This window comes from Georgenia sp. Z1491 (genome assembly GCF_049856175.1).
Lineage (GTDB): Bacteria > Actinomycetota > Actinomycetes > Actinomycetales > Actinomycetaceae > JB111.
This window is the reverse complement of the sequence record NZ_JBNDNA010000002.1, coordinates 267,207-293,081: the sequence shown is the minus strand read 5'-3', so window position 1 is coordinate 293,081 and position 25,875 is coordinate 267,207. Positions and strand designations below refer to the sequence as shown.

The 25,875-nt window shown below is 74.7% G+C and carries 19 protein-coding genes; 7 read left to right on the top strand and 12 right to left on the bottom strand.

The genetic code is table 11. The features are described from left to right. Nucleotides 1-26: 26 nt before the first annotated feature. The gene (locus tag ACPYO4_RS03905; protein ID WP_425707903.1) at nt 27-1,241 is read right to left on the bottom strand and encodes a cysteine desulfurase family protein; all 1,215 of its coding nucleotides are present in this window, start codon (nt 1,239-1,241) and stop codon (nt 27-29) included. Between the two features lie 62 nt (nt 1,242-1,303). Here ACPYO4_RS03905 and glgX point away from each other — a divergent pair, with 62 nt between their 5' ends. The 3 genes from glgX to trpS all read left to right on the top strand — a co-directional run bounded on the left by glgX (nt 1,304) and on the right by trpS (nt 5,711). Beyond that, nucleotides 1,304-3,631, top strand: coding sequence for a glycogen debranching protein GlgX (gene glgX, locus ACPYO4_RS03900; RefSeq protein WP_425707902.1), 2,328 nt, complete (start codon nt 1,304-1,306; stop codon nt 3,629-3,631). A 121-nt stretch (nt 3,632-3,752) separates the two neighbouring features. Beyond that, complete coding sequence (locus ACPYO4_RS03895; protein WP_425707901.1) at nt 3,753-4,556, top strand: lysophospholipase; 804 nt, start codon at nt 3,753-3,755, stop codon at nt 4,554-4,556. Between the two features lie 60 nt (nt 4,557-4,616). Continuing rightward, nucleotides 4,617-5,711: a tryptophan--tRNA ligase gene (gene trpS, locus ACPYO4_RS03890; protein WP_425707900.1), complete on the top strand. Its 1,095-nt coding sequence runs from the start codon at nt 4,617-4,619 to the stop codon at nt 5,709-5,711. 142 nt (nt 5,712-5,853) lie between these two features. Here trpS and glgP read toward each other — a convergent pair whose 3' ends face one another. Next, nucleotides 5,854-8,439, bottom strand: coding sequence for an alpha-glucan family phosphorylase (glgP, locus tag ACPYO4_RS03885; RefSeq protein ID WP_425707899.1), 2,586 nt, complete (start codon nt 8,437-8,439; stop codon nt 5,854-5,856). 140 nt (nt 8,440-8,579) lie between these two features. Here glgP and ACPYO4_RS03880 point away from each other — a divergent pair, with 140 nt between their 5' ends. The 3 genes from ACPYO4_RS03880 to glgB are packed head-to-tail and all read left to right on the top strand — an operon-like array spanning nt 8,580 to nt 16,281. Continuing rightward, complete coding sequence (locus tag ACPYO4_RS03880; RefSeq protein ID WP_425707898.1) at nt 8,580-10,682, top strand: alpha-1,4-glucan--maltose-1-phosphate maltosyltransferase; 2,103 nt, start codon at nt 8,580-8,582, stop codon at nt 10,680-10,682. After that, the gene (gene treS, locus ACPYO4_RS03875; RefSeq protein WP_425707897.1) at nt 10,679-12,694 is read left to right on the top strand and encodes a maltose alpha-D-glucosyltransferase; all 2,016 of its coding nucleotides are present in this window, start codon (nt 10,679-10,681) and stop codon (nt 12,692-12,694) included. Before ACPYO4_RS03880 ends, treS begins: the two co-directional genes overlap by 4 nt. Next, complete coding sequence (glgB, locus tag ACPYO4_RS03870) at nt 12,694-16,281, top strand: 1,4-alpha-glucan branching protein GlgB (protein WP_425707896.1); 3,588 nt, start codon at nt 12,694-12,696, stop codon at nt 16,279-16,281. The genes treS and glgB overlap by 1 nt, the downstream gene beginning before the upstream one ends. Nucleotides 16,282-16,323: 42 nt before the next feature. Here the strand turns inward: glgB and ACPYO4_RS03865 are convergent, their stop codons facing one another. The 3 genes from ACPYO4_RS03865 to ACPYO4_RS03855 all read right to left on the bottom strand — a co-directional run bounded on the left by ACPYO4_RS03865 (nt 16,324) and on the right by ACPYO4_RS03855 (nt 20,009). Then, nucleotides 16,324-17,241, bottom strand: coding sequence for a tetratricopeptide repeat protein (locus ACPYO4_RS03865; RefSeq protein ID WP_425707895.1), 918 nt, complete (start codon nt 17,239-17,241; stop codon nt 16,324-16,326). A gap of 124 nt (nt 17,242-17,365) precedes the next feature. Continuing rightward, entirely contained in the window at nt 17,366-18,454 is a 1,089-nt protein-coding gene (locus ACPYO4_RS03860) for a hypothetical protein (protein WP_425707894.1), read from the bottom strand. A gap of 4 nt (nt 18,455-18,458) precedes the next feature. Further along, nucleotides 18,459-20,009 carry a hypothetical protein gene (locus tag ACPYO4_RS03855; protein WP_425707893.1) on the bottom strand — a complete coding sequence of 517 codons (1,551 nt, stop codon included), beginning with the start codon at nt 20,007-20,009 and terminating at the stop codon, nt 18,459-18,461. A gap of 203 nt (nt 20,010-20,212) precedes the next feature. Here ACPYO4_RS03855 and ACPYO4_RS03850 point away from each other — a divergent pair, with 203 nt between their 5' ends. Beyond that, the gene (locus ACPYO4_RS03850) at nt 20,213-21,523 is read left to right on the top strand and encodes a hypothetical protein (RefSeq protein WP_425707892.1); all 1,311 of its coding nucleotides are present in this window, start codon (nt 20,213-20,215) and stop codon (nt 21,521-21,523) included. A 61-nt stretch (nt 21,524-21,584) separates the two neighbouring features. Here the strand turns inward: ACPYO4_RS03850 and ACPYO4_RS03845 are convergent, their stop codons facing one another. The 7 genes from ACPYO4_RS03845 to ACPYO4_RS03815 all read right to left on the bottom strand — a co-directional run bounded on the left by ACPYO4_RS03845 (nt 21,585) and on the right by ACPYO4_RS03815 (nt 25,874). Then, complete coding sequence (locus ACPYO4_RS03845) at nt 21,585-22,058, bottom strand: GNAT family N-acetyltransferase (protein ID WP_425707891.1); 474 nt, start codon at nt 22,056-22,058, stop codon at nt 21,585-21,587. Between the two features lie 9 nt (nt 22,059-22,067). Further along, complete coding sequence (locus ACPYO4_RS03840) at nt 22,068-22,895, bottom strand: alpha/beta fold hydrolase (RefSeq protein ID WP_425707890.1); 828 nt, start codon at nt 22,893-22,895, stop codon at nt 22,068-22,070. 92 nt (nt 22,896-22,987) lie between these two features. Then, the gene (locus ACPYO4_RS03835) at nt 22,988-23,305 is read right to left on the bottom strand and encodes a hypothetical protein (RefSeq protein ID WP_425707889.1); all 318 of its coding nucleotides are present in this window, start codon (nt 23,303-23,305) and stop codon (nt 22,988-22,990) included. Next, a complete protein-coding gene (locus tag ACPYO4_RS03830; protein ID WP_425707888.1) occupies nt 23,305-24,327 on the bottom strand; it encodes a family 1 glycosylhydrolase in 1,023 nt (340 codons plus the stop codon). The genes ACPYO4_RS03835 and ACPYO4_RS03830 overlap by 1 nt, the downstream gene beginning before the upstream one ends. 8 nt (nt 24,328-24,335) lie before the next feature. Then, complete coding sequence (nucS, locus tag ACPYO4_RS03825; RefSeq protein ID WP_425707887.1) at nt 24,336-25,031, bottom strand: endonuclease NucS; 696 nt, start codon at nt 25,029-25,031, stop codon at nt 24,336-24,338. Between the two features lie 101 nt (nt 25,032-25,132). Beyond that, entirely contained in the window at nt 25,133-25,552 is a 420-nt protein-coding gene (locus ACPYO4_RS03820) for a DUF2550 family protein (RefSeq protein ID WP_425707886.1), read from the bottom strand. Nucleotides 25,553-25,559: 7 nt separating this feature from the next. Beyond that, nucleotides 25,560-25,874, bottom strand: coding sequence for a F0F1 ATP synthase subunit epsilon (locus ACPYO4_RS03815; RefSeq protein ID WP_425707885.1), 315 nt, complete (start codon nt 25,872-25,874; stop codon nt 25,560-25,562). Nucleotide 25,875 lies beyond the last annotated feature (1 nt).

The window sequence follows — 25,875 nt, the reverse complement described above, 5'->3', positions numbered from 1 at the left end:
CGCACCGCGGCCCGGGCAGCAGCGACTCAGGACGAGAGGGCGCCCACCGCCCGGGCGGACTCGGCCGCGCCGGGCAGTGCGCGGACGACGGCCACGACGTCGTCCGCGGTGGTGGTGCGGCCCATCGAGAGGCGCAGGCCGGTGCGCGCGTCGGCCTCGGACAGGCCCATGGCGAGCAGGACGTCGCTCGCACCGAGGACGCCGGTGGTGCAGGCCGCGCCCGGCGAGGCGTCGATCCCCGCGGCGTCGAGGGCGAGCAGGAGCGCGTCCGGGTCCGCGCCGGGGATCCGCACGTGCACGACGGCGGGGCTCACCTCCGCGCTCTCCGGCCGGTCCGGGTCGGGGCCGGTGACGACGAGTCCGGGGATCCGTGACGCGATCCCGGACACGAGCTCGGCGCGCAGTGCGGACATCCGGGCGGCGTGCGCCTCACGCGTGGCCACCGCGTGCTCGACGGCGACGGCGAGCGCCGTGGCCCCCGCGACGTCGAGGGTGCCGGACCGGACCGAGCGCTGCTGGCCGCCACCGCCCCCGACCGGGGCCAGCTCCAGGTCACGCCGGGCGATGAGGGCACCCGTCCCCACCGGCCCGCCGATCTTCGGCCCGGCGATCGTGCACGCGTCGAGGTCGTCGGCGTGGAACCGGACGGGCAGGACGCCGAGCGCCTGGGAGGCGTCGGTGTGCACGGGCACGCCGCGCGGGCGCTCCCGGTCGGCCGCGGTGCGGGCGATCGTCACGAGCTCGCGGAGCGGCTGGACCACGCCGGTCTCGTGGCACACGGCGGTCACGGAGTACAGGGCCGGCGGGCAGGACAGGACCTCGCGGGCGGCGTCGAGGTCGAGCCGTCCGTCGGGGAGCACGGGGAGCTGGTGGGCGACCGAGAGGCCGTCGTCCTCGAGGTGCCGGGCAGTGCTCAGCACGGAGGGGTGCTCGACCGCGGAGTGCGCCACGCAGCGCGGGGTCCTGCGGGCCAGGTGCGCGGCGCGCACCACGCCGGTCAACGCGAGCGTGTCGGCCTCCGTCGCGCCCGAGGTGAGGATCACCTCGGCGGCGTCCGCGTCCAGGGCCGCGGCGATCCGCTCGCGTGCCTCCTCCCAGCGGGCCCGGGCCGCGCGCCCCGCGGCGTGCCCGCTCGACGGGTTGCCCGGCGCCGCGACCTGCCGAGCCAGCTCGTCCGCGTGCGCGGCGGCGGCCTCCGGGAGGAGGTCGGTCGCGGCGGCGTGGTCGAGGTAGTGGCGCACGGTTCCCAGCGTAGGCAGCCCGTCGGGCCGGACCGCCCGCCCTGCTGAGGTTGGATGGGACCGTGAGTACCAGGAACTTCTCGGCGCCCACCCCACGCGCCGACGCCCCCCGCACCCCCGCCCCACGCACCACGGTCCCCCGGCTCTACGAGGACGTCGGCGCGCAGCCGGTGCCCGCCCCGGCGTCGCGCCCGGACCGCCGCGGTGTGCACCTGGTCGGCGACGGCATCGACGTCGGCGTCTACTCCTCCCGGGCCACCCGGGTCGACCTGTGCCTCGTCGACGTCGCGCCCGACGGCAGCCTCACCGAGCGCCGCCACTCCCTGCGCGGCCCCGTCCACGGCGTCTGGCACGGGCACGTTCCCGGCGTCCGTGCCGGGCAGCGCTACGGCCTGCGCGTGCACGGCCCCTGGAGCCCGCCGCGCGGTCAGCGGCACAACCCGGCCAAGCTGCTCCTCGACCCGTACGCGCGCGGGATCGCCGGGACGACGCGGCTCACGCCGGCCGTCTACGCGCACGTGGTCGGCGAGGACCTCGCCCCGGTCGACGGCACCGGCTCGCCGGACCCGCGGGACTCGGCCGCTGACGTCGCGCACGCCGTCGTCGTCGACGACCGGTTCGACGGGGCGGTCCCGTCCCCGAGGACGCCGTGGCGCGACACGGTGATCTACGAGGCGCACGTCCGCGGCCTGACGATGACGCTCCCCGGCGTGCCGGACCGGCTGCGGGGCACCTACGCCGGTCTCGCGCACCCGGCGACGATCGATCACCTGCGCTCGCTCGGCGTCACCGCGGTCGAGCTGCTGCCGATCCACGCGAAGATGGACGAGCCGCACCTGGTCGCCAAGGGCCTGACCAACTACTGGGGCTACAACACGCTGGGGTTCCTCGCGCCCGAGCCCTCCTACGCGACCGCCGCCGCGCGTGCCGCCGGCCCGGCCGCCGTGCTCGCCGAGGTCAAGGGCATGGTCGCGCTGCTGCATGCGGCGGGCATCGAGGTCCTCCTCGACGTCGTCTACAACCACACCTGCGAGGGCGGGGTCGCCGGGCCGAGCGTGTCCTGGCGCGGGCTCGACTCGTCGGGCTACTACCTGCACGACGACCACGACCGCGGGCGCATGCTCGACATGACCGGGTGCGGCAACACCCTCGACCTCAGGCGTACCGAGGTCGTCCGCATGGTCCTGGACTCGCTGCGGTACTGGGCGAGCGAGGTCGGCGTCGACGGCTTCCGCTACGACCTCGCGGTCACGCTCGGGCGCAACGCCGACCAGTTCACGGCCTACCACCCGCTCCTGGTGGCCCTGGCGACGGACCCGGTGCTGCGCGAGGTCAAGCACGTCGCGGAGCCCTGGGACCTCGGCCCGGACGGGTGGCGGACGGGCCAGTTCGCCGCCCCCGTCGCGGAGTGGAACGACCGCTTCCGCGACGCCGTACGCACGTTCTGGCTGGCCGACCCCGGCGCCGCCGCGAAGGGCGGGAGCGGCCGCGACCTGCGGGACCTCGCGACCCGGCTGTCCGGGTCGGCCGACATGTTCGGGTACGGGCAGGTGCCGGGCGGGCGCGGACCGCACGCATCGATCAGCTATGTCACCGCGCACGACGGATTCACCCTCGCCGACCTCGTCGCCTACGAGCACAAGGACAACTCCGCCAACCTCGAGGACAACCGGGACGGGACGGTCGACAACCGGTCGTGGAACCACGGGGCCGAGGGGCCCGTGCCGAGCGACTCCCCGGCCGCCGACGTCCTCCCGCTCAGGCGCCGCTCGATCCGCAACCTCCTGGGCACGCTGCTGCTCTCGCCCGGGACGCCCATGCTCACGGCCGGCGACGAGATCGGACGCACGCAGCGCGGGAACAACAACTCATACTCGCAGGACAACGCGACGTCCTACCTCGACTGGAACCTTGGTCGATGGCGGGAGGACCTCCTCGCGACCACCCGGCACCTGCTTCGACTGCGACGCGAGCAGCCGGTCCTGCGCCCCGAGCGCTTCTACACCGGGCGCGTCGCGGACGGCGACCGGGTGCCCGACCTGGCCTGGCTCGACGCCGACGCCCGGGAGATGGGCGCGCACCGCTGGCACGACCCGCGTGTCCGGGTCCTGCAGATGCTGCGCTCGGGCGGCGGTGGGCACGCGGACGTCCTCGTGGTGCTGTCGAGCTCGCTCGACTACGAGTCGGTGCGGCTCCCCGAGGGGCGCGGCGTCGACCTCGAGCTCGCCTGGAGCTCGGAGTGGGAGTCCCCCTCGTACGCCGAGGCCGAGCAGGACCGCGACCCGTGGTCGCTGACTGCAGCGCCCGGCGAGGTCGTGCTGCTCGCCCCGCTGTCCATGCGCCTCTACCTGGCGGGCGGGGAGCGGACCGGGCCCGCCGGCGACGGATGACCCGTCGCCCGTGACCCGGGTCACCGTTGCTACGCTGGGCCCACAGACAGCCTCCGGCGACGACGCCGGTCGCCCGGTGCGTCCGCGCCGGCGCGGGCAGGGCACGACGGAACGAGGACGCATGGACGCGTGGACGTACGAGGGGCACGCCGGGCAGGTCGCCGCACGGGTGTGGCGGGGGGTCGACCACCCCCGCTACGTGGCCGTGCTGGTCCACGGCTACGGGGAGCACATCGGCCGGTACGAGTGGGTCGCCGCCACCCTGGGAGCGCACGGGGCCGTCGTCTACGGGCTCGACCACGCGGGACACGGGCAGAGCGAGGGCGAGCGGGTGCTCGTGCGCGACTACGACGACGTGGTGGCCGACCTCCACCAGCTCGTCTCCTCCGCGCGGGCCGACCACCCGGACGTCCCCGTGATCATGATCGGGCACTCCATGGGCGGTCTCATCGCCACCCGGTACGCGCAGCTCCACGCCGCCGAGCTCACCGCCCTCGTCCTGTCCGGCCCCGTGCTCGGCAGCTGGGCCGTCGTCGACGACCTCCTCCCCCAGGACCCGATCCCGCCGACCCCGATCGACCCCGGGACGCTCTCCCGGGACCCCGAGATCGGGCGCATCTACGCCGACGACCCCCTCGTGTGGCACGGCGACTTCAGGCGGGAGACCCTCGAGGCGCTGAACACCGCGATGGCCCGGATCACCGAGCACGGATCGCTCGGCGACCTCCCGGTGCTGTACCTGCACGGCGAGGACGACCGGCTTGTGCCCATCGGGCCGAGCCAGGCGGGCGTGGCGGCCGTCGCCGGGCCGGCCACCGAGAGCGGCACCTACCCGGGCGCACAGCACGAGATCTTCAACGAGACGAACAAGGAGGAGGTCCTTCGCGACGTCACCGCGTTCGTGGACCGCGTCCTACCCGGCTGAGCGCCGGCGGCCCGCGGACCCACCGCCGGGCCGCCGCGCCGGAGCGCCTAGTCTGAGCCCGTGACCGACACGATCGACGAGCTCTCCACCACCGATTCCGCCAGCCTCGCCCGCTCCCAGTCGCGCAGCGACGCGATCGAGGCCGACCTCGCGGAGCACCCCGAGCGGTACCGCGTGCTCACGGGCGACCGCCCCACGGGTCAGCTGCACATCGGGCACTACTTCGGTTCGCTGGCGAACCGGGTGCGCCTGCAGGACCTCGGCGTGGAGTCCTACGTGCTGGTGGCGGACTACCAGGTGATCTACGACCGGGACGGCGTCGGCGACCTCAAGGACAACGTGCTCTCCGCGCTCGCGGACTACCTCGCCGTCGGCATCGACCCCGCCCGCTCGACGATCTTCACGCACTCGAGCGTGACGGCGCTCAACCAGCTCCTGCTCCCGTTCCTCTCGCTCGTCACCGACGCCGAGCTGCGCCGCAACCCCACGGTCAAGGACGAGCTCGCCGGGTCCTCCCGGCCGATGTCCGGGCTCATGCTCACGTTCCCCGTGCACCAGGCGGCCGACATCCTGTTCTGCCGGGCGAACCTCGTGCCGGTGGGCAAGGACCAGCTCCCCCACATCGAGCTCACGCGCCTCGTCGCCCGCCGGTTCGACGAGCGCTACGGCCGGGTCGATCCCGAGCGGCCCATCTTCCCGCAGGCCGACGCGCTGCTCTCCCCCGCCCCCCTCCTGCTCGGCATGGACGGCGCGAAGATGAGCAAGTCCAAGGGCAACACGATCGAGATCGGGATGGACGCCGACACCACGGCGCGGATCATCAAGAAGGCCGTCACCGACGCCGACCGGCACATCACGTTCGACCCCGCGGGACGGCCGGAGGTCTCCAACCTCGTCCAGCTGGCCGCGCTGTGCCTGGGCCGGGACCCGGTCGACGTGGCCGAGGAGCTGGGCGACGCGGGCGGTGGCGGCCTGAAGAAGCTCGTGACGGAGGCGGTCAACGACCACTTCGGGCCGATCCGCGAGCGCCGCACGACCTATGCGGCCGACCCTGCCCAGCTCAGCCAGATCCTGCGTGAGGGAAACGAGCGGGCGAGCGCCGTCGCCGAGGCCACCCTGGCCGACGTCCGCGCCGCGATGCAGATGGACTACTGACCGACCACCTGCTCGGGCCTTCTCGGCCCGGACGACCGAGCCCGTCAGTGCCTGCAGACGCACGCACCGACGGGCTCGGTCGTGAGTGAGGCAGGACCCCGCTCACCCGCGGAGAAATCCCCTCACTCGTCGAAGGAGGTGGTCAGCCCTGGGCGGAGGCCGCGAGACCGAGCTCGGTGACGCCGTCGAGCAGGCGGTGCTGCGGGACGACCCGGACCGAGTAGCCGAACGAGCCGGCGTGGTCCAGCGTGACGTCGCCGGCGAACGTGTGGCGCCCGTCGACGCTGCCCTCGTGCGCCAGCGGCGTCACGGTGAGGTCGCCCAGCTCGTCGGAGTCGTCGACCCGGCCGGAGACCACCTGCACCTGGACGTCCTCCGGCGCGAGGTCGCCCAGCGCGACCGCGGTCGTCACGCTGATCGAGTCGCCGACCTTGACGACGTCCGGGAAGTCGTGGGCGTCGACCGTGTCGACCCGGACGGACGCCCACGCGGTGCGCACGCGGCGCTTCCACGTGGCGAGCTCCTTGGCGCCCTCGAACCGGTCGGTGCCGTTCAGCGCACGGCCGGCCACGGCGACCGGCGTGTAGAGCTGCTCGACGTAGTCGCGCAGCATGCGCGTGGCCTGCACCTTCGGCCCGAGCGTGGACAGGGTGTGCCGCACCTGCTCCATCCAGTGCGCGGGCACGCCGTCCTCGTCCCGGTCGTAGAACCGGGGCACGACGACGTTCTCGAGCTGGTCGTACAGCGCGGCGGCCTCGAGGGTGTCGCGGTGCTCGGTGTCCTCGACGCCGTCCGCGGTGGGGATCGCCCAGCCGTTGACGCCGTCGAACATCTCGTCCCACCAGCCGTCGAGGATCGACAGGTTGAGCGCGCCGTTGATCGCGCACTTCATGCCCGAGGTCCCCGACGCCTCGAGCGGACGCAGCGGGTTGTTGAGCCACACGTCGCAGCCGGGCATGAGCGTGCCCGCCATGGCGATGTCGTAGTTCGGGAGGAACACGAGCCGGTCCCGCACGCCCGCCTGGTCGGCGAAGGTGACGAACTGCTGGATGAGGCCGACGCCGGGCTCGTCGTCGGGGTGCGACTTGCCGGCCACGACGATCTGGATCGGGCGCTCCGGGTCGGTGAGCAGGCGCGTGAGGCGCTCGGGATCCTTGAGCATGAGGGTGAGGCGCTTGTAGGTCGGCACGCGGCGCGCGAACCCGATCGTCAGGACGTCCGGGTCGAGCGCGTCGGCGGTCCAGCCGAGCTCGGCCGGCGAGGCACCGCGGTCGAGCCACGACTTGCGCAGCCGCTCGCGGGCGGAGTCGACGAGCTTGCGGCGCAGCTCGTTGCGGGTCTGCCACAGCTCGAGGTCGGAGAACCCGCCCTCGGCCTCGGTCCGCTCCCAGCCCTCGCCGAAGGTGAGCGAGCGCTCGCCGAGACGCTCCGTCGCCCGCTCCGCGAACAGCGGGTCCACCCACGTGGGCCCGTGGACGCCGTTGGTCACCGAGGTGATCGGCACCTCGGTGACGTCGAACCCCGGCCACAGGTGGGCGAACATGCCGCGGGAGACCGAGCCGTGCAGCTCGGCCACGCCGTTGGCCCTGCGCGCCACGCGCAGGCCCATGACCGCCATGTTGAAGACCTCGGGGTTGCCGCCCTCGAAGTCCTCGGCGCCCAGGGCGAGGATCTCCTCCAGCCCGACGCCGGGGATGGCCACCTCGCCGCCGAAGTACCGGGAGACGAGCTCGCGGGAGAACCGGTCGATGCCGGCGGGGACGGGCGTGTGCGTGGTGAACACGGTCGCCGCCCGGACCGACTCCAGGGCGGCGCCGAGGTCCAGCCCCTCGCCCTGGACGTGCTCGCGGATGCGCTCGACCGAGAGGAACCCGGCGTGGCCCTCGTTGCAGTGGTAGACCTCCGGCGCCGGCGCACCGGTGAGGCGTGAGTACAGGCGGACGGCGCGCACGCCGCCCATGCCCAGGAGCAGCTCCTGCTCGAGCCGGTGCTCGGCGGAGCCCCCGTAGAGCCGGTCGGTGACCTTGCGCTCGCGCTCGTCGTTGTCGGGCACGTCGGAGTCCAGCAGGAGCAGCGGCACGCGGCCGACCTGGGCGACCCACACCTGGGCGCGCAGCGTGCGGCCGCCGGGCAGCGCCAGCTCGACCCGCGACGGTGTGCCGTCCGGCTCGCGCAGGAGCGCGAGCGGCAGGTTGTCCGGGTCGACCAGCGGGTAGGTCTCGTGCTGCCAGCCCTCGCGGGTGAGCGACTGCTTGAAGTAGCCGGCGCCGTACAGCAGCCCGACGCCGACGATCGGCACGCCCAGGTCGGAGGCGGACTTCAGGTGGTCCCCGGCGAGGATGCCGAGGCCGCCGGAGTACTGGGGCAGCACGGAGGTGATGCCGTACTCGGCGGAGAAGTAGGCGACCGCGGCCGGCCGGTCCGCCGGGCCCTCGGTCTGGTACCAGCGGGGCTCGGTCATGTAGGTCGCCAGGTCGGCATCGAGCTCGCGCACGCGCGCGACCACGTCCGGGTCGGCGGCGAGCTCGTCGAGCCGGGTGCGCGGGAGCGCGCCGAGGAGCCGGATCGGGTCCTCGTGCACCTCCGTCCACGCCTCGGGGTCGAACGACTCGAACAGGGCGCGGGTCGGTTCGTGCCAGGACCAGCGCAGGTTCGTCGCGAGGGTGTCGAGAGGCGCGAGCGCCTCGGGGAGGACGGTGCGGACCGTGAAACGGCGGATGGCTCTCACGCGGGCGAGCCTAGCCGGTCCGTTGTCGGGTTTCTGTCCTGTTGCAGGTCCGGCCCGGCGGGTCCCCGCCGACGCCCGGGTCAGCGGCCCGGACGTCGTTCGGGCCGCGGACGTCCGGGCGACTCGGTAGGTTGGCGGACGTGAGCCACACGCAGCCACCCGAGTCCACGCGCACCCCCGGACGGGCCGCCCCGCTGACCCCCTGGCCCGCCTCGGCCCGACCACCGGCACCGGCGGCGTTCGCCCCCGTCGGGCGCATACCCGTCGTCGAGGTCGCGCCCGTGATCGAGGACGGCCGCTGGCCCGCGAAGGCGACCGCCGGCGAGGCGCTGCCCATCTCCGCGACCGTCTTCCGCGAGGGGCACGACCTGCTCGGGGCGACCGCCGTGCTGCTGCGGCCCGACGGCTCCGTGCACTCGAGCGCCCGCATGGTCGACGTCGCGCCCGGGCTCGACCGCCTCGAGGCGTGGCTGACCCCCGACGCCCCCGGCGACTGGTCGTTCCGCGTCGAGGCCTGGTCGGACCCCGTGGGGACCTGGATCCACGACGCCGAGGTGAAGATCGAGGCGGGCGTCGACGTCGACCTCATGCTCGCCGAGGGTGCCGTCGTGCTCACCCGCGCCGCCGAGCTCGAGCGCCCCGCCGCCGACCGCGACCTCCTGCTCGCCGCCGCGGCCGTGCTCGCCGACGAGACCCTCGCCCCCGGCGAGCGGATGGTGCGCGCGACATCCGAGGACGTGCGGTCCCTGCTCGAGCGGGCCCCGCTGCGGGACGCGCTCTCGCCGTCGGCTACCTACCCGCTGCAGGTCGACCGCCTCAAGGCCCTCTACGGGTCCTGGTACGAGATCTTCCCGCGCTCGACGGGCGCCTACCGCGACCCCGTGACCGGGCAGATGGTCTCCGGCACGCTGCGCACGGCCGCCGAGGACCTGCCGCGCATCGCCGACCTGGGCTTCGACGTCGTCTACCTCACCCCGGTCCACCCGATCGGCACGACGAACCGCAAGGGCCGCAACAACACCCTCGGCGCCGAGCCGGGGGACCCCGGCTCCCCGTACGGCATCGGCTCGCCCGAGGGCGGGCACGACGCCATCCACCCGGAGCTCGGGACCTTCGACGACTTCGACCACTTCGTCGACCGGGCGCGCGGTCTCGGCATGGAGGTCGCCCTCGACGTGGCGCTCCAGGCGTCCCCGGACCACCCGTGGGTCACGGAGCACCCCGAGTGGTTCACCACGCGGGCCGACGGGTCGATCGCCTTCGCGGAGAACCCGCCGAAGAAGTACCAGGACATCTACCCGCTGAACTTCGACAACGACCCCGAGGGCATCTACTCGGCCGTCCGCGACGTCCTGCAGACGTGGGTCGACCACGGCGTGACGCTATTCCGGGTCGACAACCCGCACACGAAGCCGCTGGACTTCTGGCACCGCGTCCTCACCGACTTCCACGCCCGGCACCCCGAGGTCGTCTTCCTCGCCGAGGCCTTCACCAGGCCGGCGATGATGCGCACCCTCGGCGCCATCGGCTTCCACCAGAGCTACACGTACTTCACGTGGCGGAACACGAAGGAGGAGCTCGGCGACTACCTCCTCGAGGTCGCGCACGAGACCGACACCCACATGCGGCCGGCGTTCTGGCCGACCACGCACGACATCCTCACGCCGTACATGCAGCAGGGGGGCGCGGCCGCGTTCGCCGTCCGCGCGGTCCTCGCCGCGACCGGCTCGCCCACGTGGGGCATCTACTCCGGGTACGAGCTGGTCGAGAACGTGCCGCGTCCCGGGGCGGAGGAGCAGGTCGACAACGAGAAGTACGAGCTCAAGGCCCGGGACCACTCCCAGGACGAGGTCCGCGGGATCGCCCCGCTGCTGCGCAAGCTCAACGTCGCCCGCCGGGCGCACCCGGCGCTGCAGCGGCTGCGCAACGTGGCCCTGCACGCCACGACGAGCGACCAGATCCTCGCGTTCTCCCGCCACCTGCCGGCGGACCAGTCACCCACCGGGCACGAGGACACCGTCATCGTCGTGGCCAACCTCGACCCGTTCACCACGCGCGACGGCCTCGTCCATCTCGACCTGGCCGCGATCGGCATCGACGTGCCGACGGGAGCAGGACCCGAGCAGCACGTCCTCACGGTCCGCGACGAGCTCGACGGCGCCGTCTACGAGTGGGGCGCCAGCCCGTACGTGCGACTCACGCCGTCCGAGCGCACCGCCCACGTGCTGACGGTGCTGCGATGAGCGCGCCGACGATCCCCGACCTGCCCGAGGACGCGCCCGCCGCTACGCGGCCGGGCCTGTCCGACGACCCGGAGTGGTACCGGACCGCGGTGTTCTACGAGGTCTACGTCAAGACGTTCTCCGACAGCACGGCGGACGGCACGGGCGACTTCCGCGGGCTGACCTCGCGCCTGGACTACCTCCAGTGGCTGGGCATCGACTGCCTGTGGGTCCCGCCGTTCTACCCCTCGCCGCAGCGCGACGGCGGTTACGACGTCGCCGACTTCACCGCCGTCGACCCGCAGTACGGCTCGCTGGACGACTTCGACGAGTTCGTCTCCGAGGCGCACGCCCGCGGGATCCGGGTCCTCATCGACGTCGTCGCCAACCACACGTCCGACGCCCACCCCTGGTTCCAGGCCTCGCGGAACAACCCCGACGGCCCGTACGGCGACTTCTACGTGTGGAGCGACACCAACGAGCGGTACTCCGGCGCGCGGATCATCTTCGTCGACACGGAGGAGTCGAACTGGACGTTCGACACCGTGCGCCGCCAGTACTTCTGGCACCGGTTCTTCTCCCACCAGCCGGACCTCAACTACGAGAACCCGGCGGTGCAGGAGGCGATCTTCGACGTCGTGCGGTTCTGGGCGCGCCGCGGGGTCGACGGGTTCCGGCTCGACGCCGTGCCCTACCTGTTCGAGGAGGAGGGGACGAACTGCGAGAACCTCCCGGCCACCCACGCGTTCCTCGCCCGGCTGCGGGCGATGATCGACGACGAGTTCCCCGGCACGCTCGTCCTCGCCGAGGCGAACCAGTGGCCCGAGGACGTCGTGGACTACTACGGCACGCCCGAGGCGCCCGAGTGCCACATGTGCTTCCACTTCCCCGTCATGCCGCGCATCTTCTACGCGCTGCGCGACCAGCGGGCGTCGGCGATCCGGGACATCCTCGCCGCCACCCCCGACCTGCCCCAGGGCGCCCAGTGGGCGACGTTCCTGCGCAACCACGACGAGCTCACGCTCGAGATGGTGAGCACCGAGGAGCGCGCCGCCATGTACGGCTGGTACGCGGAGGACCCGCGCATGCGGGCGAACGTCGGCATCCGTCGCCGCCTCGCGCCGCTGCTGGGCCACTCCCGCGCCGAGCTCGAGCTCGCGAACGCGCTCCTGCTGTCCCTGCCCGGGTCGCCGTACCTGTACTACGGGGACGAGATCGGGATGGGGGACAACATCTGGTTGAACGACCGCGACGGCGTGCGCACGCCCATGCAGTGGACGCCGGACCGCAACGCGGGCTTCTCCACCGCCCAGGACCCGGGCCGGCTCTACCTGCCCGTCGTCCAGTCGCTCGTGAGCACGTACACGGCGGTCAACGTCGAGTCCCAGCTCGCCCAGCCCACCTCGCTTCTGCACTGGGTGCGCGGCATGCTGGAGGTGCGGCGCCGCTACCCCGTGTTCGGCGACGGCGACTTCGTGCCCCGCGACGTCGACAACGAGGCGGTGCTCGCGTTCACGCGGTCGAACGTCGCCACCACGGTGCTGTGCGTGTCCAACCTCGCCAACACCCCGCGCACGGCCCGGGTCGACGTGCCCGAGCACGCGGGCTGGGAGGCGACCGACGTGTTCGGCGGCGCCCGGTTCCCGGCGGTCGGCCCGGACGGCACGCTCGAGCTCACGCTCGGCTCGCGCGACTTCTTCTGGCTCGAGCTCACGCGTCCCGGGACGGTGCCGACGGCGCCGCTGGAGGGGCGCACGGACACGGCGCACGCGGACTTCCAGGGCCCGCCGAGCGTGGCCACCGGCCCGTCGTACCCGGGCTCGGGCGTCCGTACGGCCCCGACGACCCCGGCGATGCCCACCCGTCGGCCGACGACCGGGATGTTCCCCGGCCTCGACGCCGGGATCGCGGCGGGGCCCACGCCACCCCTGCCCGAGGACCGCTCCGAGCTCTCCCCCGTCGAGGAGGCGGTCGCCGCCCGCGACCAGGCCACGGACCCTGGCTCCGAACCCGAGGACCCGAAGGACACCTGATGCCGACCGTCTCCCCCGCGTTCGACGACTTCCTCCCCCGATGGGTCGCGCGCCAGCGGTGGTACCGCGGCTCCGCCGACCCGAGGCTCACCCGGGTCGGCGGGGCGCGCCTGGAGGACCCGGCCGGCGAGGTCGGGGTGGAGTGGTGGATGCTGCGCGACGACGCCGAGGAGCCGGTCGTCTACCTCGTGCCGCTGACCTACCGCGGCGCCCCGCTGGCCGACGACTCCGGCCTCGTCGAGGTCGTCGAGCACTCCGAGCTCGGCACCCGGTGGATCTACGACGCCCCTGCGGACCCCCTGTTCGGCCGGCTCGCGCTGAGCGCGGTGGCCGGCACCGCCGAGGTCGAGGGCCTGGGCGCCGAGCCCGGCGAGACCTCCGCGCTGCCCGCCGGGGACAGCCGGCCGCTGACCGGCGAGCAGTCCAACTCCTCCCTCGTCGTCGACCCGGCGCCGGGCCAGGACGCGTCCCCGGTCATCGTCAAGATCTTCCGCGTGCTCGACGCCGGGGACAACCCCGACGCCGAGCTCACCGGCGCCCTCTCGCGCGCCGGCTCGACGACCGTCCCCCGGGTCGTCGGCGCCCTGAGGGGCACGTGGCAGGACGACGGGGCCCCCGCGTCGGGGCACCTTGCCGTCGCCACGGAGTACCTGGCCGGGGCGAGCGACGCCTGGGAGGTGGCCGTCGAGGCCGCCCGGTCGGGCACCGACTTCACCGCGCGCGCCCGCGCGCTCGGTGCGACCGTCGGCGAGATCCACGCGCGGCTGTTCACCCTCGGCACCGCCGTCCCGGGCTCGGAGGCACGCCGGGCGCTGACTGCCGAGGTCGAGGAGCGGCTGCGCCGGGCCGGAGCGGCCGCCGCGGAGGTCGGTGGGCGCGCCGAGCGCGTGCGGGAGGTCGTCGGCCACGGCGTCGAGGCGGCCTGGCCCGTGCTCCAGCGCATCCACGGCGACCTGCACCTCGGTCAGGTCCTCGACGTGCCCGGACGCGGCTGGGTCGTGCTCGACTTCGAGGGCGAGCCGCTGCGGTCGCTGACGGAGCGCCGGCTGCCGGACATCCCCGAGCGCGACGTCGCCGGGATGCTGCGCTCCTTCGACTACGCGGCCGGCACCGCGCGGGCGGGCGGCGCCGACCCGGCCGCCACCCGCGCGTGGGCCACCGCCGCGCGCCGTTCCTTCGTCGCCGGGTGGGAGTCCGTCGCCGGGCGCTCCGTGCGCGGCCCGCTCCTCGACACCGCCGAGGTCGCCAAGGCGCTGTACGAGATCGACTACGAGGCGCGCTACCGGCCCGACTGGCTGGGCGTGCCGCTCGACGGCCTGCGCGCCCTGCTCGCCGACCGCGGCGCGGGAAGCGCCGCCGTGGGGAACAATGGGTCCATGAGCGCCGAACCAGCCGCCGTCCACGCCGACGTGCTCACCGCGGTCGCCGACGGCACGCACCACGACCCGCACTCGGTGCTCGGCGCCCACCCGGGCGCCGAGGGCGTGACGATCCGGGCGCTCGCGCACCTGGCCGAGGCCGTCACGGTGGTCACCACCGAGGGCCGCTTCCCGGCCGAGCACGAGCACGGCGGCATCTGGACCGTCGTGCTCCCGACCGGCTCGGTCCCGGACTACCGGCTCGAGGTCACCTACGACGGCCGGACGACGACCGTCGACGACCCCTACCGGTTCCTGCCCACGATCGGCGAGGTCGATCTCCACCTCATCGGCGAGGGCCGGCACGAGACCCTGTGGACCGCGCTCGGCGCGCACGTCCGCACGTTCCCCTCCGTCCTCGGTGAGGTCTCCGGCGTCTCCTTCACGGTGTGGGCGCCCAACGCCCGCGCCGTGCGCGTGGTCGGCGACCACAACGGCTGGGAGGGCCGCCGCCACGCCATGCGCTCGCTGGGCGGCTCCGGCGTGTGGGAGCTCTTCGTCCCCGGGGTCGGCGCCGGGCAGCGGTACAAGTTCCAGATCCGCACCCCCGAGGGGCACTGGGTCGACAAGGCCGACCCGATGGCCCGCCGGGCCGAGGTGCCGCCGAGCACGGCGTCCGTCGTCGAGACCTCCTCCTACGTGTGGGGCGACGAGGCGTGGATGGCCGACCGCGCCGCCACCGACCCGCACGCCGGGCCGATCTCGATCTACGAGGTGCACCTGCCGTCGTGGCGGCCGGGGCTGAGCTACGTCGAGCTCGCCGACGAGCTCGTGACGCACGTGAAGTACCTCGGCTTCACGCACGTCGAGCTCATGCCCGTGGCCGAGCACCCGTTCGGCGGCTCCTGGGGCTACCAGGTCACCGGGTACTACGCCGCGACGTCACGCCTCGGCTCGCCGGACGAGCTCCGGTTCCTCATCGACACCCTCCACCGGGAGGGCATCGGCGTCATCGTCGACTGGGTGCCGGCGCACTTCCCCAAGGACTCCTTCGCGCTCGCCCGCTTCGACGGGACCGCCCTGTACGAGGATCCGGACCCGCTGCGCGGTGAGCAGCCCGACTGGGGCACCTACGTCTTCAACTACGGCCGCCGCGAGGTGCGCAACTTCCTCGTCGCCAACGCCACCTACTGGCTCGAGGAGTTCCACGTCGATGGCCTGCGGGTGGACGCCGTCGCGTCGATGCTCTACCTCGACTACTCCCGCGAGCCCGGCCGGTGGCGGCCCAACGCCCGCGGCGGGCGCGAGAACCTCGAGGCGATCAGCTTCCTCCAGGAGACCAACGCGACCGCCTACCGGCGCTCGCCGGGGGTGATGATGATCGCCGAGGAGTCCACCGCGTGGCCCGGCATCACGGCGATGACCTCCGCCGGCGGCATCGGGTTCGGCCTCAAGTGGAACATGGGCTGGATGAACGACACCCTCCGCTACCTCGCGGAGGAGCCGATCAACCGCCGGTACCACCACGGCGAGCTCACCTTCTCGATGGTCTACGCCTACTCGGAGCAGTTCATCCTGCCGATCAGCCACGACGAGGTCGTGCACGGCAAGGGGTCGCTGCTGGCGAAGATGCCGGGCGACTACTGGCAGCAACGGGCCGGCGTCCGCGCCCTGCTCGGCTACCAGTGGTCGCACCCGGGCAAGCAGCTGCTGTTCATGGGTCAGGAGTTCGCGCAGGGCACCGAGTGGAACGAGGGCGCCGGCCTGGACTGGGCCCAGGCCCAGCAGCCCGAGCACGACGCGATCGTGCAGCTCGTCCACGAGCTCAACACCGTCTACCGTGAGCGGCCGGCCATGTGGTCGCAGGACTTCCGCCCGGAGGGCTTCGAGTGGATCGAGGCCGGCGACGGCGACCACAACGTGCTGACCTACCTGCGTCGCTCGGTCGACGGCGACGACCACGTGATGGTCGTCGTCAACTTCGCCGGCACCGCCCACGAGGGCTACCGGGTGGGCGTCCCCGACGCGGTGCCCGGCAGCTCGCGGTGGCGCGAGATCCTCAACACCGACGACGAGCGCTTCGGCGGCTCGGGGATCATCAACACCGGCGACCAGGTCGCGCGCGACGTCCCCTGGAACGGGCGATCGAGGTCGATCACGCTGCGGGTGCCGGCCCTGTCCGCGATCTGGCTCGAGCCGGTCGGCGAGCAGCTGCCGCCGAAGGAGTGACCCGGCGCTCGCCCGACGTCGTCGGGCGAGCGTCCGCACCGGTCAGTACAGCGCGCTGGCGAGCAGCCGGCGGGCCCTGGCCACGTCCGGGTCCGCCGGGCCCTGGACGTCGAACAGCTCGAGCAGCCGCTTGCGCACCGTCTCGCGCTCGTCGCCGGCCGTGCGACGCACGACGCCGACGAGGCGGTCGAAGGCCGCCGCCACGCGCCCCGACACCATCTCGACGTCGGCCGCGACGAGCCGGGTCTCGAGATCCGCGCCCTCGGCGTCGCCGGCCGCGAGCGCGGCCTGCGGGTCCTCGACCTGCGCGAGCCGGCGAGCCAGGGTGACCTGCGCGAGCGCCGAGACGGCCTCGGCGTCCTTCGGGTTCTGCGCGAGCGCCTTTCGGTAGGCCTCGGCGGCGGCCTCGAGGTCGCCGCGCTCGATCGCGGCCACCCCCTCCGCGTGCAGCGGCGGCAGCGGCTCGGGCTCCGGCTCGACGGGCGTCTCGTCACCCTCCTCACCGACGTCGAGGCGACCCGTGAGGCCGTTCTGCTCGGCGACGGTGAGCAGCTCCGACATCACCGGGCGCAGCTGGTCGACCGGCGGGCTGCCGGTGAACAGCGGCATCGGCCGGCCGCCGAGGAGGGCCACGACGGAGGGGACCTGGGAGACCTGGAGCGCCTGCGCGATACGCGGCTGCGCGTCCCCGTCGACCACCGCCAGCTGGATCCGGCCGCCCTGCTCCCGCACGAGGGTCTCGAGCGTTGCGCGCAGCTCGTTCGAGCCCTGGGCACGGGCGGACAGGATGGCGACGAGGACCGGAAGCTCCTGGGACCGGGCGACGACCTCGCCGAGGAGCTCCTCGGTCAGGTCGACGACGAGCCCGTTCGGGTCGCTCGCGGGCTCGCCGCCCGCCGGCGCAGCCGGGGCGGCGAGGGCGGACAGGTCGACGGCACCGTAGAGGGAGGGCTGAGACATGCCGCCATTGTCCCCCGACCGGGCCGGGTCGCGCAGCACACTTTGCGCAGAGCGGATCACGCGCGCGGGGTCGGCCCTCGCCCGACGGTCGGCGCTCGCCCGACGGTCAGCGCTCGCCCGACGGTCAGCCCGCGTCGGTGGCGGACTCCGACGCGGACTCCGACGCCGACTCCGACCCGCCGGACGGGGACTCGACCACGGACTGGCCCGACGAGATCGCCTCGGTGAGCACCGACGTCGCGCCGAGCACCTCGATCGTCTGGTCCTCCGCCTCGGCGGAGGGGACGTGGAAGGCCACGCTCACCTGGGCGATGGCGCTCACCTCGTCCTCGACCACCCCGTCGTCGCCGAGCAGGTCGCCGAAGACACCGCCGACCGTGAGCGTGCCCTCGGGCTCGGTCTTCGTCACCGTCGTGGTCGTGCGGATCACGCCGACGACGATCGCACCGCCCTCGACGGTCTGCAGCGACAGCGGCCCGTCGATCACCGGCTCGGCGGAGACGGTCGCAGTACCCGCGGCGGACACGGCCTCGTTGAGGCCGGCGGTCTCGGCGAACACGTCCGAGCGGAACTCGTCGGGGCCGAACCGCTCGGCCTGACTGCCCTCGGGGTCCGAGATCAGCTGGGCGTAGGCGTCGACGACCTCGGCCGGCGAGAGCACGAGCGAGTCGTCGTCGGTGGGCACGGCCTCGGCGCCGATGTCCGGCGCGAGAGTCTCCGGCACGGTCACGCCCGGGAACAGCTCGACCCACGACCACAGCCGGTAGTTGTCGCGCACGTCGGAGGTCGCGAGCGTGAGGAGCAGCGGGAGGTTCGAGCCGTCGGGGATCTGGCTCACCGCCATCGCCACCCGCGGGTACTCCTGGCTGCCGCCAACGATGTCGACCTGGGTGTCGAGCGAGAGCGGGTCCGGCTGGACCGTGCCACCGGTCGCCTCGGCGATCCGGTACTCGGCCGAGCGCAGCCGGAAGGCCGGGCCCATCACGCGTTCGCGCAGCAGCTCGGGATCCTGGGCCTCGTCCGCGTCGGCGACCGACGTCGCCACGCCCTCGAGCACGGCCTCAAGCGTCTCCTGGTCGAGCGACGGGCCGCCGGCGTCGGAGGGGGCCTCCGCGTTCGGCGTCGGCAGCTCCTCCTCCCCCTCGGACCCGCAGCCGGCGAGAAGGCCTGCGGAGAGCAGGACAGCAAGTGTGGTCGTGGTGCGGCGGTTCATCACGTCACCTCCGGTTCTCGGGAGCGCTCCGAGGACCGAAGCCCCACAGGTCGCGCCATTCGTCGTCCGTCGTCGTCGTGGCGGCGCCGGACGACATGGTGGTCGGGGTCCCGTCGCTGTGCGCGGGGCCGGCGTCGCCGCCGGCGTCCGGCTCGCCCGTGGAAGTGGCGGCTCCGGGAGCGTCGCCGAGCCGCGCGCGGCGGTCGAGCGCACGGCGCTCGCGCCGGGTAAGGGGTCGGCCGGCGGCCTGGGCGGCCTCCGCGTCGGCGAGTGCCTGATCGGCGTCGACGGTCGAGGTCGGCGTGTCCGCCCCGGGCGCGTCGGCTGATCCGCGGTGCGCGTCCGCGCGCGGCGAGTAGGGCAGGATCCCCGCGCCGCGCGAGGAGCCGGCGGAACGCAGGTCCTCGCGGACCTCGGTGTCGACGCCGGCCCGCAGGTCGTCGTGCGCCTCGCGGCGCGCCTCGGCGAGGACGCGGCGCTCGTGGCGGCGCAGGGACTCCCCCGCACGCTCCCGCGCGGCCAGCGCGGCCATCTCCGGCGCGAGCGCGGCGTCGACCGCCTCGGGCTCGGCGTCCGCCGCATCGGTCGGGGCGTCCACATGCTCGACGACGTCGATGGTCTCGGCGTCGTCCTCGCGCGGCGCGAACGCCGCCGTGCCGAGCGCCGCCGTCGCACTCGCAGCGCCGGCACCCGCGAACGCGGCGCCGTGGGTGGCGGAGGTGCCGGAGCCCTCCGTGCCGGACCGGTCGTGGGTGCCCGCGTCGTCGGCCGACGCGGCGCTCCCGCGCGCGTCGGCGACCTCGGGCGCGTAGGGGTCCGTCGTCGGGCGCCCCGCGGCGGGCGCCGCGTCGTACGCACCGCTGCCGGTGCGGGAGGCGGCCAGCTCGTCGTCCACGGCCGGCCGGTCGTCGTGGACCCCGGCGGGAGCGTCGGCGCCGGCGCCTCGGCCGCCGTCGCGCCCGGGCCGGCGGGAGGGCCACAGGAGCAGCGCGAGCGCGACGAGGAGCAGGACGCCGCCGGCGACGAGACCGGGCACGAGGTAGGGGGTCTCGACCTCCTGGGGCCAGGACAGGGTGAGCGACGGCGCGTCCGCGGTGCCGTCGACGACGGCGAACAGCGTCTGTCCGCCCGGCTCGCCCGCCCGGTCGAGGGTGACCTCACCGGTGCCGACGTCGGCGTCGCGGAACAGGTCGGAGCCCGACGGGTGCGGGACCGTGCTCTCCGTGCCGGCCACGGCGCTCGCCAGCTCGGTGCGCGACTCGAGGCCGGTGACCGAGGTGCGCTCTGCGTCGCCGACCCACTCCGTCACGCGGCTGGTCGGCACGAACGTGTACCAGATCTCCTCGCCGGGATCGGCGGTGAGCGTGACGGTCACCTCGTCGGCGCCCATCTCGAGGACACCCGGGTCGGTGAGCAGGATGGGGGTACCGGGCCGTTCCGCCAACGAGGCCGTGAGCTCGTCCTCGTCCCGCCAGGACGTGGCGGACAGGATCGCCAGGACGATCGCGGTCACACCGAGGACGGCGAGCAGTGCCGCGAGGATGCGTCGGATCACGGGGCGGGCGTCCTTCCGGTCGGCGGCCGCCGACGGCGACCCGGTTCGACTGACCAGGGTACGGCGTGATGGCGCCCCACGGAGCGTGGAACGGCACACGCCCGACCGCCGACTCACGTCGGCGACGTACCCTGGCGCCGGTAACCCGCCCGTGACGTGGCCATGAGCCACGATCCGGGCCCTCCCCGACCGTGAGGACCGTCATGGACGAGCAGGCCAGCTTCCCCGTCGTCATGCGGGGCTACGACCGCGCCCAGGTCGACCACCGCATCAACGACCTCACGAGCCGGCTCGCGGCGGCCCGCGACCACGTGGAGAACCTCGACGCCCGCGTGCTGCGGCTGACCACCGAGCTCGAGGACGTCCGGGGCCAGCTGGCCGAGTCCGGGACGCCGACCTACGCCGGCCTCGGTTCGCGCACGGCCCACCTGCTCTCCGCGGCCGAGCAGCAGGCGAACGAGGTCGTCGAGCAGGCGGAGAGGGACGCGCGCCGGACGACGGAGCGCGCCCAGGCCTCGGCCGACCGGCTCGGCGAGCGCTCCGAGCGCGAGGCCGCCGCCGTCGTCGGCGACGCCCGGCGCGCGGCCGACCTGCTGACCTCGCGCTCGGAGTCCGAGGCCTCGGCCCGCGTGCAGGACGCCGAGGTTCGCGCGGAGGAGCTGCTCACCGCGGCCGAGCGCCGCGTCTCGGCGATCCGCCGAGAGATCGAGGCCGAGGAGATCACGCGCAGGGCCGACCTCGAGCGGGAGCTCGGTCTGGCACGCGCGACCGCCACCGAGGAGCTGGCCGTCACCCGGGCGAACGCCGAGCGCGACCTCGCGGCCGCGCACGAGGCCGCGACCACGGCCCGGGCCCAGGCCGTCGAGCAGGCCGAGCAGCGGGCGAACGATGCCGAGCGCCGTGCCGCCCAGGCGCTCACGCTCGCCGAGGAGGTCACGCGGGAGGCGGACGAGGAGTCGCGGTTCCGTGTCTCCGAGGCGAGCGAGGAGGCCGAGCGCCTGCTCACCGCGGCCCGCGAGGAGGCCGAGCGGACCCGCATCGACGTGGCCGAGGAGGCCGACCGGGCCCGCGTCGGTGCCGGGGCCGAGGTCGCGCGCCTCGAGGAGCGAGGCACGCTGCTCACCGAGTACCTCGAGCAGATCCGGCGGGCCCTGCACGAGGTCGTCGAGACCGGCGCCGAGGACGGGATCGGGGCGGCCGCACGGGCCGACGCCGTCCTCGCGGACCCGCCGGGCGGGCCCCGCACGTCGGGTGCCACCGCGGACCGGACGGACGCGCAGGTCGCGGACGTGGACATCGACCCGGTGGACGACACGACTCCGGCCGACGCTGACCGGGCGGAGGAGCCGGACCTCGACGAGGGCGCCGGCCCGGACGACGGCCCGAGGCCGGACGAGTCGGACCTCGACGGAGGCGCCGAAGAGGCAGGCGCCGACGACGCAGGCGCGCCGGGCCCGGACGAGACTGTCGCACCGGACGAGACCACCGGCGGGACCGATCAGCGGCAGGGCTGATCGGCGGACCGGGCAGGCGCCGGAGGGGGCCGGCGGGCGGCGCGCCCGACGAGCCTGAGGCTCAGCGGACCATCCGCACGGTCGGCAACGTCTCGAAGGACCCGGTCTCGCCGTCCTCGACGAACCCGTGGCGGCGGTAGAAGGCACGCGCGCGCTCCTGGTCCCGCCACACCCACAGGAACGCCGGGGCGTCGCCGAGCGCCATCGTCATGAGGTTGTCGGCCGTGCCGCTCCCCTGCTCGTCGACGTCGAGGTACATCGACTCCAGCCGCAGGGACCGGACCTCGCCACCGCCGACCGCGCTCGCCCGCAGGAACCCCACCGCCGCGCCGTCGCGGTGGGCGAGCCAGGTGGCCGCTCCCCCGCCGTCGTCGGCCAGCAGCTCCCGCCACGTCCGCGGGTAGTCGGCCAGACGCTCGTCGAGCCGGTCGGCGTCGACCGCGCCGCCGTAGGTCGCCCGCCAGGCCCTGGCGTGCAGCTCGGCGATCACCTCCGCGTCGAGCACGGTCGCAGGGCGGATCTTCGCGGTGGTCACCGCGCCACCCTACGGCTCCCGCGCGAGACCGACCGCGCGCTCGTGGAGGTCACGCAGGGCACCTCCGACGGCCTCCGGCGCCTCCAGCGGCGCCAGGTGGCCGACGGACGCGATCTCGAGGACCTCGGTGCCCAGGGCGTCGGCCATGTCCAGCGCGTCGTCCCCGGTCGCCAGCGAGTCCTCGGCCCCCCGCAGCACGAGCGCGGCGACCCCCCGCCGGCCCAACGCCCGCAGGTCGTCCGTCGAGTCCGGCCGGGCGGCCATCGCCCGCGCGGCGAACGCGACCCCCTCCGGCGTGGCCTCCGCCGCCCACCCGGCGACCGCGTCGGTCAGGCCGGGCGCGTCGTTCGCCGTCGTCGTGCCGAGGAGCGGGCCGAGCGTGGGGGCGAGCGCCGAGACTCCGGGCGGACCCAGGACGTCGACGGCGAGCCGCTCGCGCCTCTCGCGCGCCTCACCGGGGTCGGGCGCGGCCTTCGTGTCGATGAGCCCGATGCCGGCGAGCCGCTCGGGGGCCAGCGCGGCGAGCCGCATCGAGACGTAGCCGCCGATCGACGTACCGGCGAGAACGAAGCGGTCGACGCCCTGCTCGTCGAGCGCGGCGAGGACGGCCCGCGCGACCATCTCCAGACGGGGTCCGTCGGTCCAGGCCAGGGCGTCGGCGACGTCGGCCGGGGAGGGCGAGTCGCCGAACCCGGGAGAGTCGACGCTGAGGGTCGGGAGGTCGGTGAGGTGCGGCAGGAGACCCGCATACATGCGCGAGTCGAGCGGGAACGCATGGAGGAGGACGAGCGGGACGTCCCCGGTGGGACCGTGGCGGTGGACGGCGAGCGTGGTCATGGCATCAGCGTTCCACCCTGCCGCAGAAGCGGCCAGCCCGGCGGGTGTCCGGGAGCGCAGCGGGCGAGCTTCGTCGAGCCGGGTCGCCCCGGCTACCGCCGCCGCGTGGGGCGCCTGGCGCCCCGGGCCCGCCAGCAGGCGGTGTGCCAGTGGCGGCGGTCCTCCGCGCCGGCCTCCGCTCCCCAGATGTGCTCGGCCGGCCAGGCGACGACGTGCGAGGTGCCGGGGCCGATCTCCTGGTCGCAGCCGGGGCAGCGGTAGGTCTTGTCCGAGCTGCGCACCGTGCGGACCTTGAAGTCCTCGCCGCCCGGGCCCGCCTCCTGACGCGGGAGGGAGCCGAGGCGGTCCATGTCCAACGGGACGTGCCCGCCGGAATAGGGGCGCTTCCCCGAGCGCCGGTTACGCGCCATCAGGACGCCGTGGCGAGCAGTCCGCGGACGTCCGCACCGTCCGTCGCCGCCCGGCGCGCGGCCTCCTCGTGCGCGGCGAGCCCGGGGCCGTGGCCGACCTCGCCCGCACCGGTGGGGACCAGTCCGAGCAGCGGGGTGCCGAGGTAGGCGTTGTCCAGCGCGGCGAGGACCTCGTAGAGGCCGGACGGGTCCGCCTCCCGGCCGCCCGGTGTCCTGCCGGCGTGGACGAGCTCGACGTCGTCCGCGCCGGGGGTCCCGGCCGGCCGCACCGTGGTCCCCGCACCGGTGGCGTCCGCCCGGTCTCGGCCCGCGCGCCGGGCGGTGCGGGTGCCGGAGTGCTCGACGACGAGGACGTCGAGCCCGCGGCGGATCGCCACGAGGTCGCCGGGGCGGACGTGGTCCCACCCCGCCGGCGCGGTCGCCGCGCGGGCCTCGACGGGGTAGCTGCCGTCGAGCAGCGGTCCCAGCACGACGTGGTTGGTCAGGAGGTCGGCCTCGAGCGCGGCGGCGAGGTCCGGGGCCGAGGACGGGTCGGCGGGGCGGGTCACCTCGAGGTGCACGGCGGTCCCGACGACGCCGGCGCCCGCCTCGCGCAGGGCGGTCGCCGCGGCGCCGTGGCCGAGCAGCGCGTGGTGCAGGGCGGCGAGCGTGCGGCCCACGTCGCCGGCGCCGGCGGTCCGGGCGACCCGGAGCGGGTCGCGCACGGTGAGCCAGGCGGCGACGTCGTGGGTCCCGGCCGCAGCCACGGCGGCCCGGGCGAGCTCGGCACGGCGGCCGACGCTCTCCCGCGTCGGGTCGGGGTCCGGCGCGAGGACGACGACGCAGGCCCGTCCGGCGTCGGCCGCGCGAGCGATCTGCGCGGCGAACACCTCCGCGGCGGCCGCGCCGCCGTCCACGAGGGAGTCCTCGGCGTCGACCAGCTCGACGGCCCCGGGGGCGAGCCAGCCGCCGGCGGGGAGAAGGTCGGCGCCGGGCCGTTCGTCGTCGGCGGCGGGCCGTGCGCCGGGGGCGCTGGTGCTCACGGCGCCTCCTAGAACAGGCGGGAGTCGACGTCGTCGACCCCGCGCATCGCGTCGTAGTCCAGCACGAGGCACCGGATTCCGCGGTCCTCGGCGAGCGTGCGCGCCTGGGGCTTGATCTGCTGCGCCGCGAACACCCCGCGGATCGGGCTGAGCAGCGGGTCCCGGCCCAGGAGGTCGAGGTAGCGGGTGAGCTGCTCGACTCCGTCGATGCCGCCGACCCGCTTGATCTCGACCGCCACGGCCCCGCCCTCGGGGTCCCGCACGAGCAGGTCGACCGGGCCGATCGGCGTGGGGTGCTCGCGGCGCACGAGGCGGTGCCCGGCACCGAGGAGCTCGACCTGCTCCGCCAGCAGCACCTGGAGGTGGGCCTCGACGCCGTCCTTGACCAGGCCCGGGTCGACGCCGAGCTCGACGCTCGTGTCCGAGATGACCTCGTGCAGCCGCACCACGAGCCGGTCGTCGGTCTTCGCGGCGCTGACCTCCCACACGAGCGTGGTGCCGCTCTCGGTCTCGACCGCGTCGGGCTCGCGCTCCTTGAGGGTGCAGGGCGCCGTCATCCAGTTCAGCGGCTTGTAGCTGCCGCCGTCGGAGTGGATGAGCACCGAGCCGTCCGCCTTGACCATGATGAGGCGCGGGGCGAGCGGGAGGTGCGCCGACAGCCGGCCCGAGTAGTCGACGGAGCAACGGGCGAAGACGGTACGCACGGTCGACCACGTTACCCCGCCGCGCCGGCGCCCGGTCCGCGCGCGGCGGGCCCCGGGCGCTGCGGACGCGCACGGAGCCTCAGGTACTGCGGTGAGGAGCCTCAGGTACCGCGGACACGGGGCGGGGCGCCCTCGCTCCAGCCCACGAGCGCCTGCACGGCGGACGGGGCCAGGCGCAGCTGCGCGGTGCGCCGTCCGTCGCTGAGGGTGAGCTGGACGACCGGGCGGCCACCCGGGTCGGGGGGCCGGGGGTCGTACCCGCGCAGCTCGAGCGCGGTGCGGTCCATGCGCAACCGGGGCCGCACCGCCAACGAGGCGAACTGGTACCACAGGAGGTCGGTCGCACCGAGCTGGGCGAGCCCGCGTCGCCACCGGTCCTCACCGGTGCGCAGGCGGCACTCGACCGTGCCGCCGCGCCGGTAGAGGCGCAGCGCCCGCCACAGCAGGGCGCACGCCAGGGCCGCGCACACGGCGAGGACGGCAAGGATCCCCAGGACCACCAACCATCCGGTGCGCGGCATCGGCGGCCTAGGCGAGCGTGCTATCGTCCGACGCCGGCTCGGCGTCGAGCACGCCGACCTCGGCGTCCTCGTCGGCCACGACGACGGTGACGACGTCGTCGTCGACCGAGACGAATCCCCCGTGCACGTCGAGGGAGACCGTCGACCCGTCCGACGTCACCCTCGCCGTGCCGGGCAGGAGCACCGCGAGCACCGGCTCGCGCCCCGGCAGCACGCCGAGCTCTCCCTCGGCGGCGGGCACGACGACGGAGGACGCCTCCCCCGACCACAGCACCCCGGTCGGCGAGACGACGTCGACGGTCAGCGATCCGTTGCCGGCCACG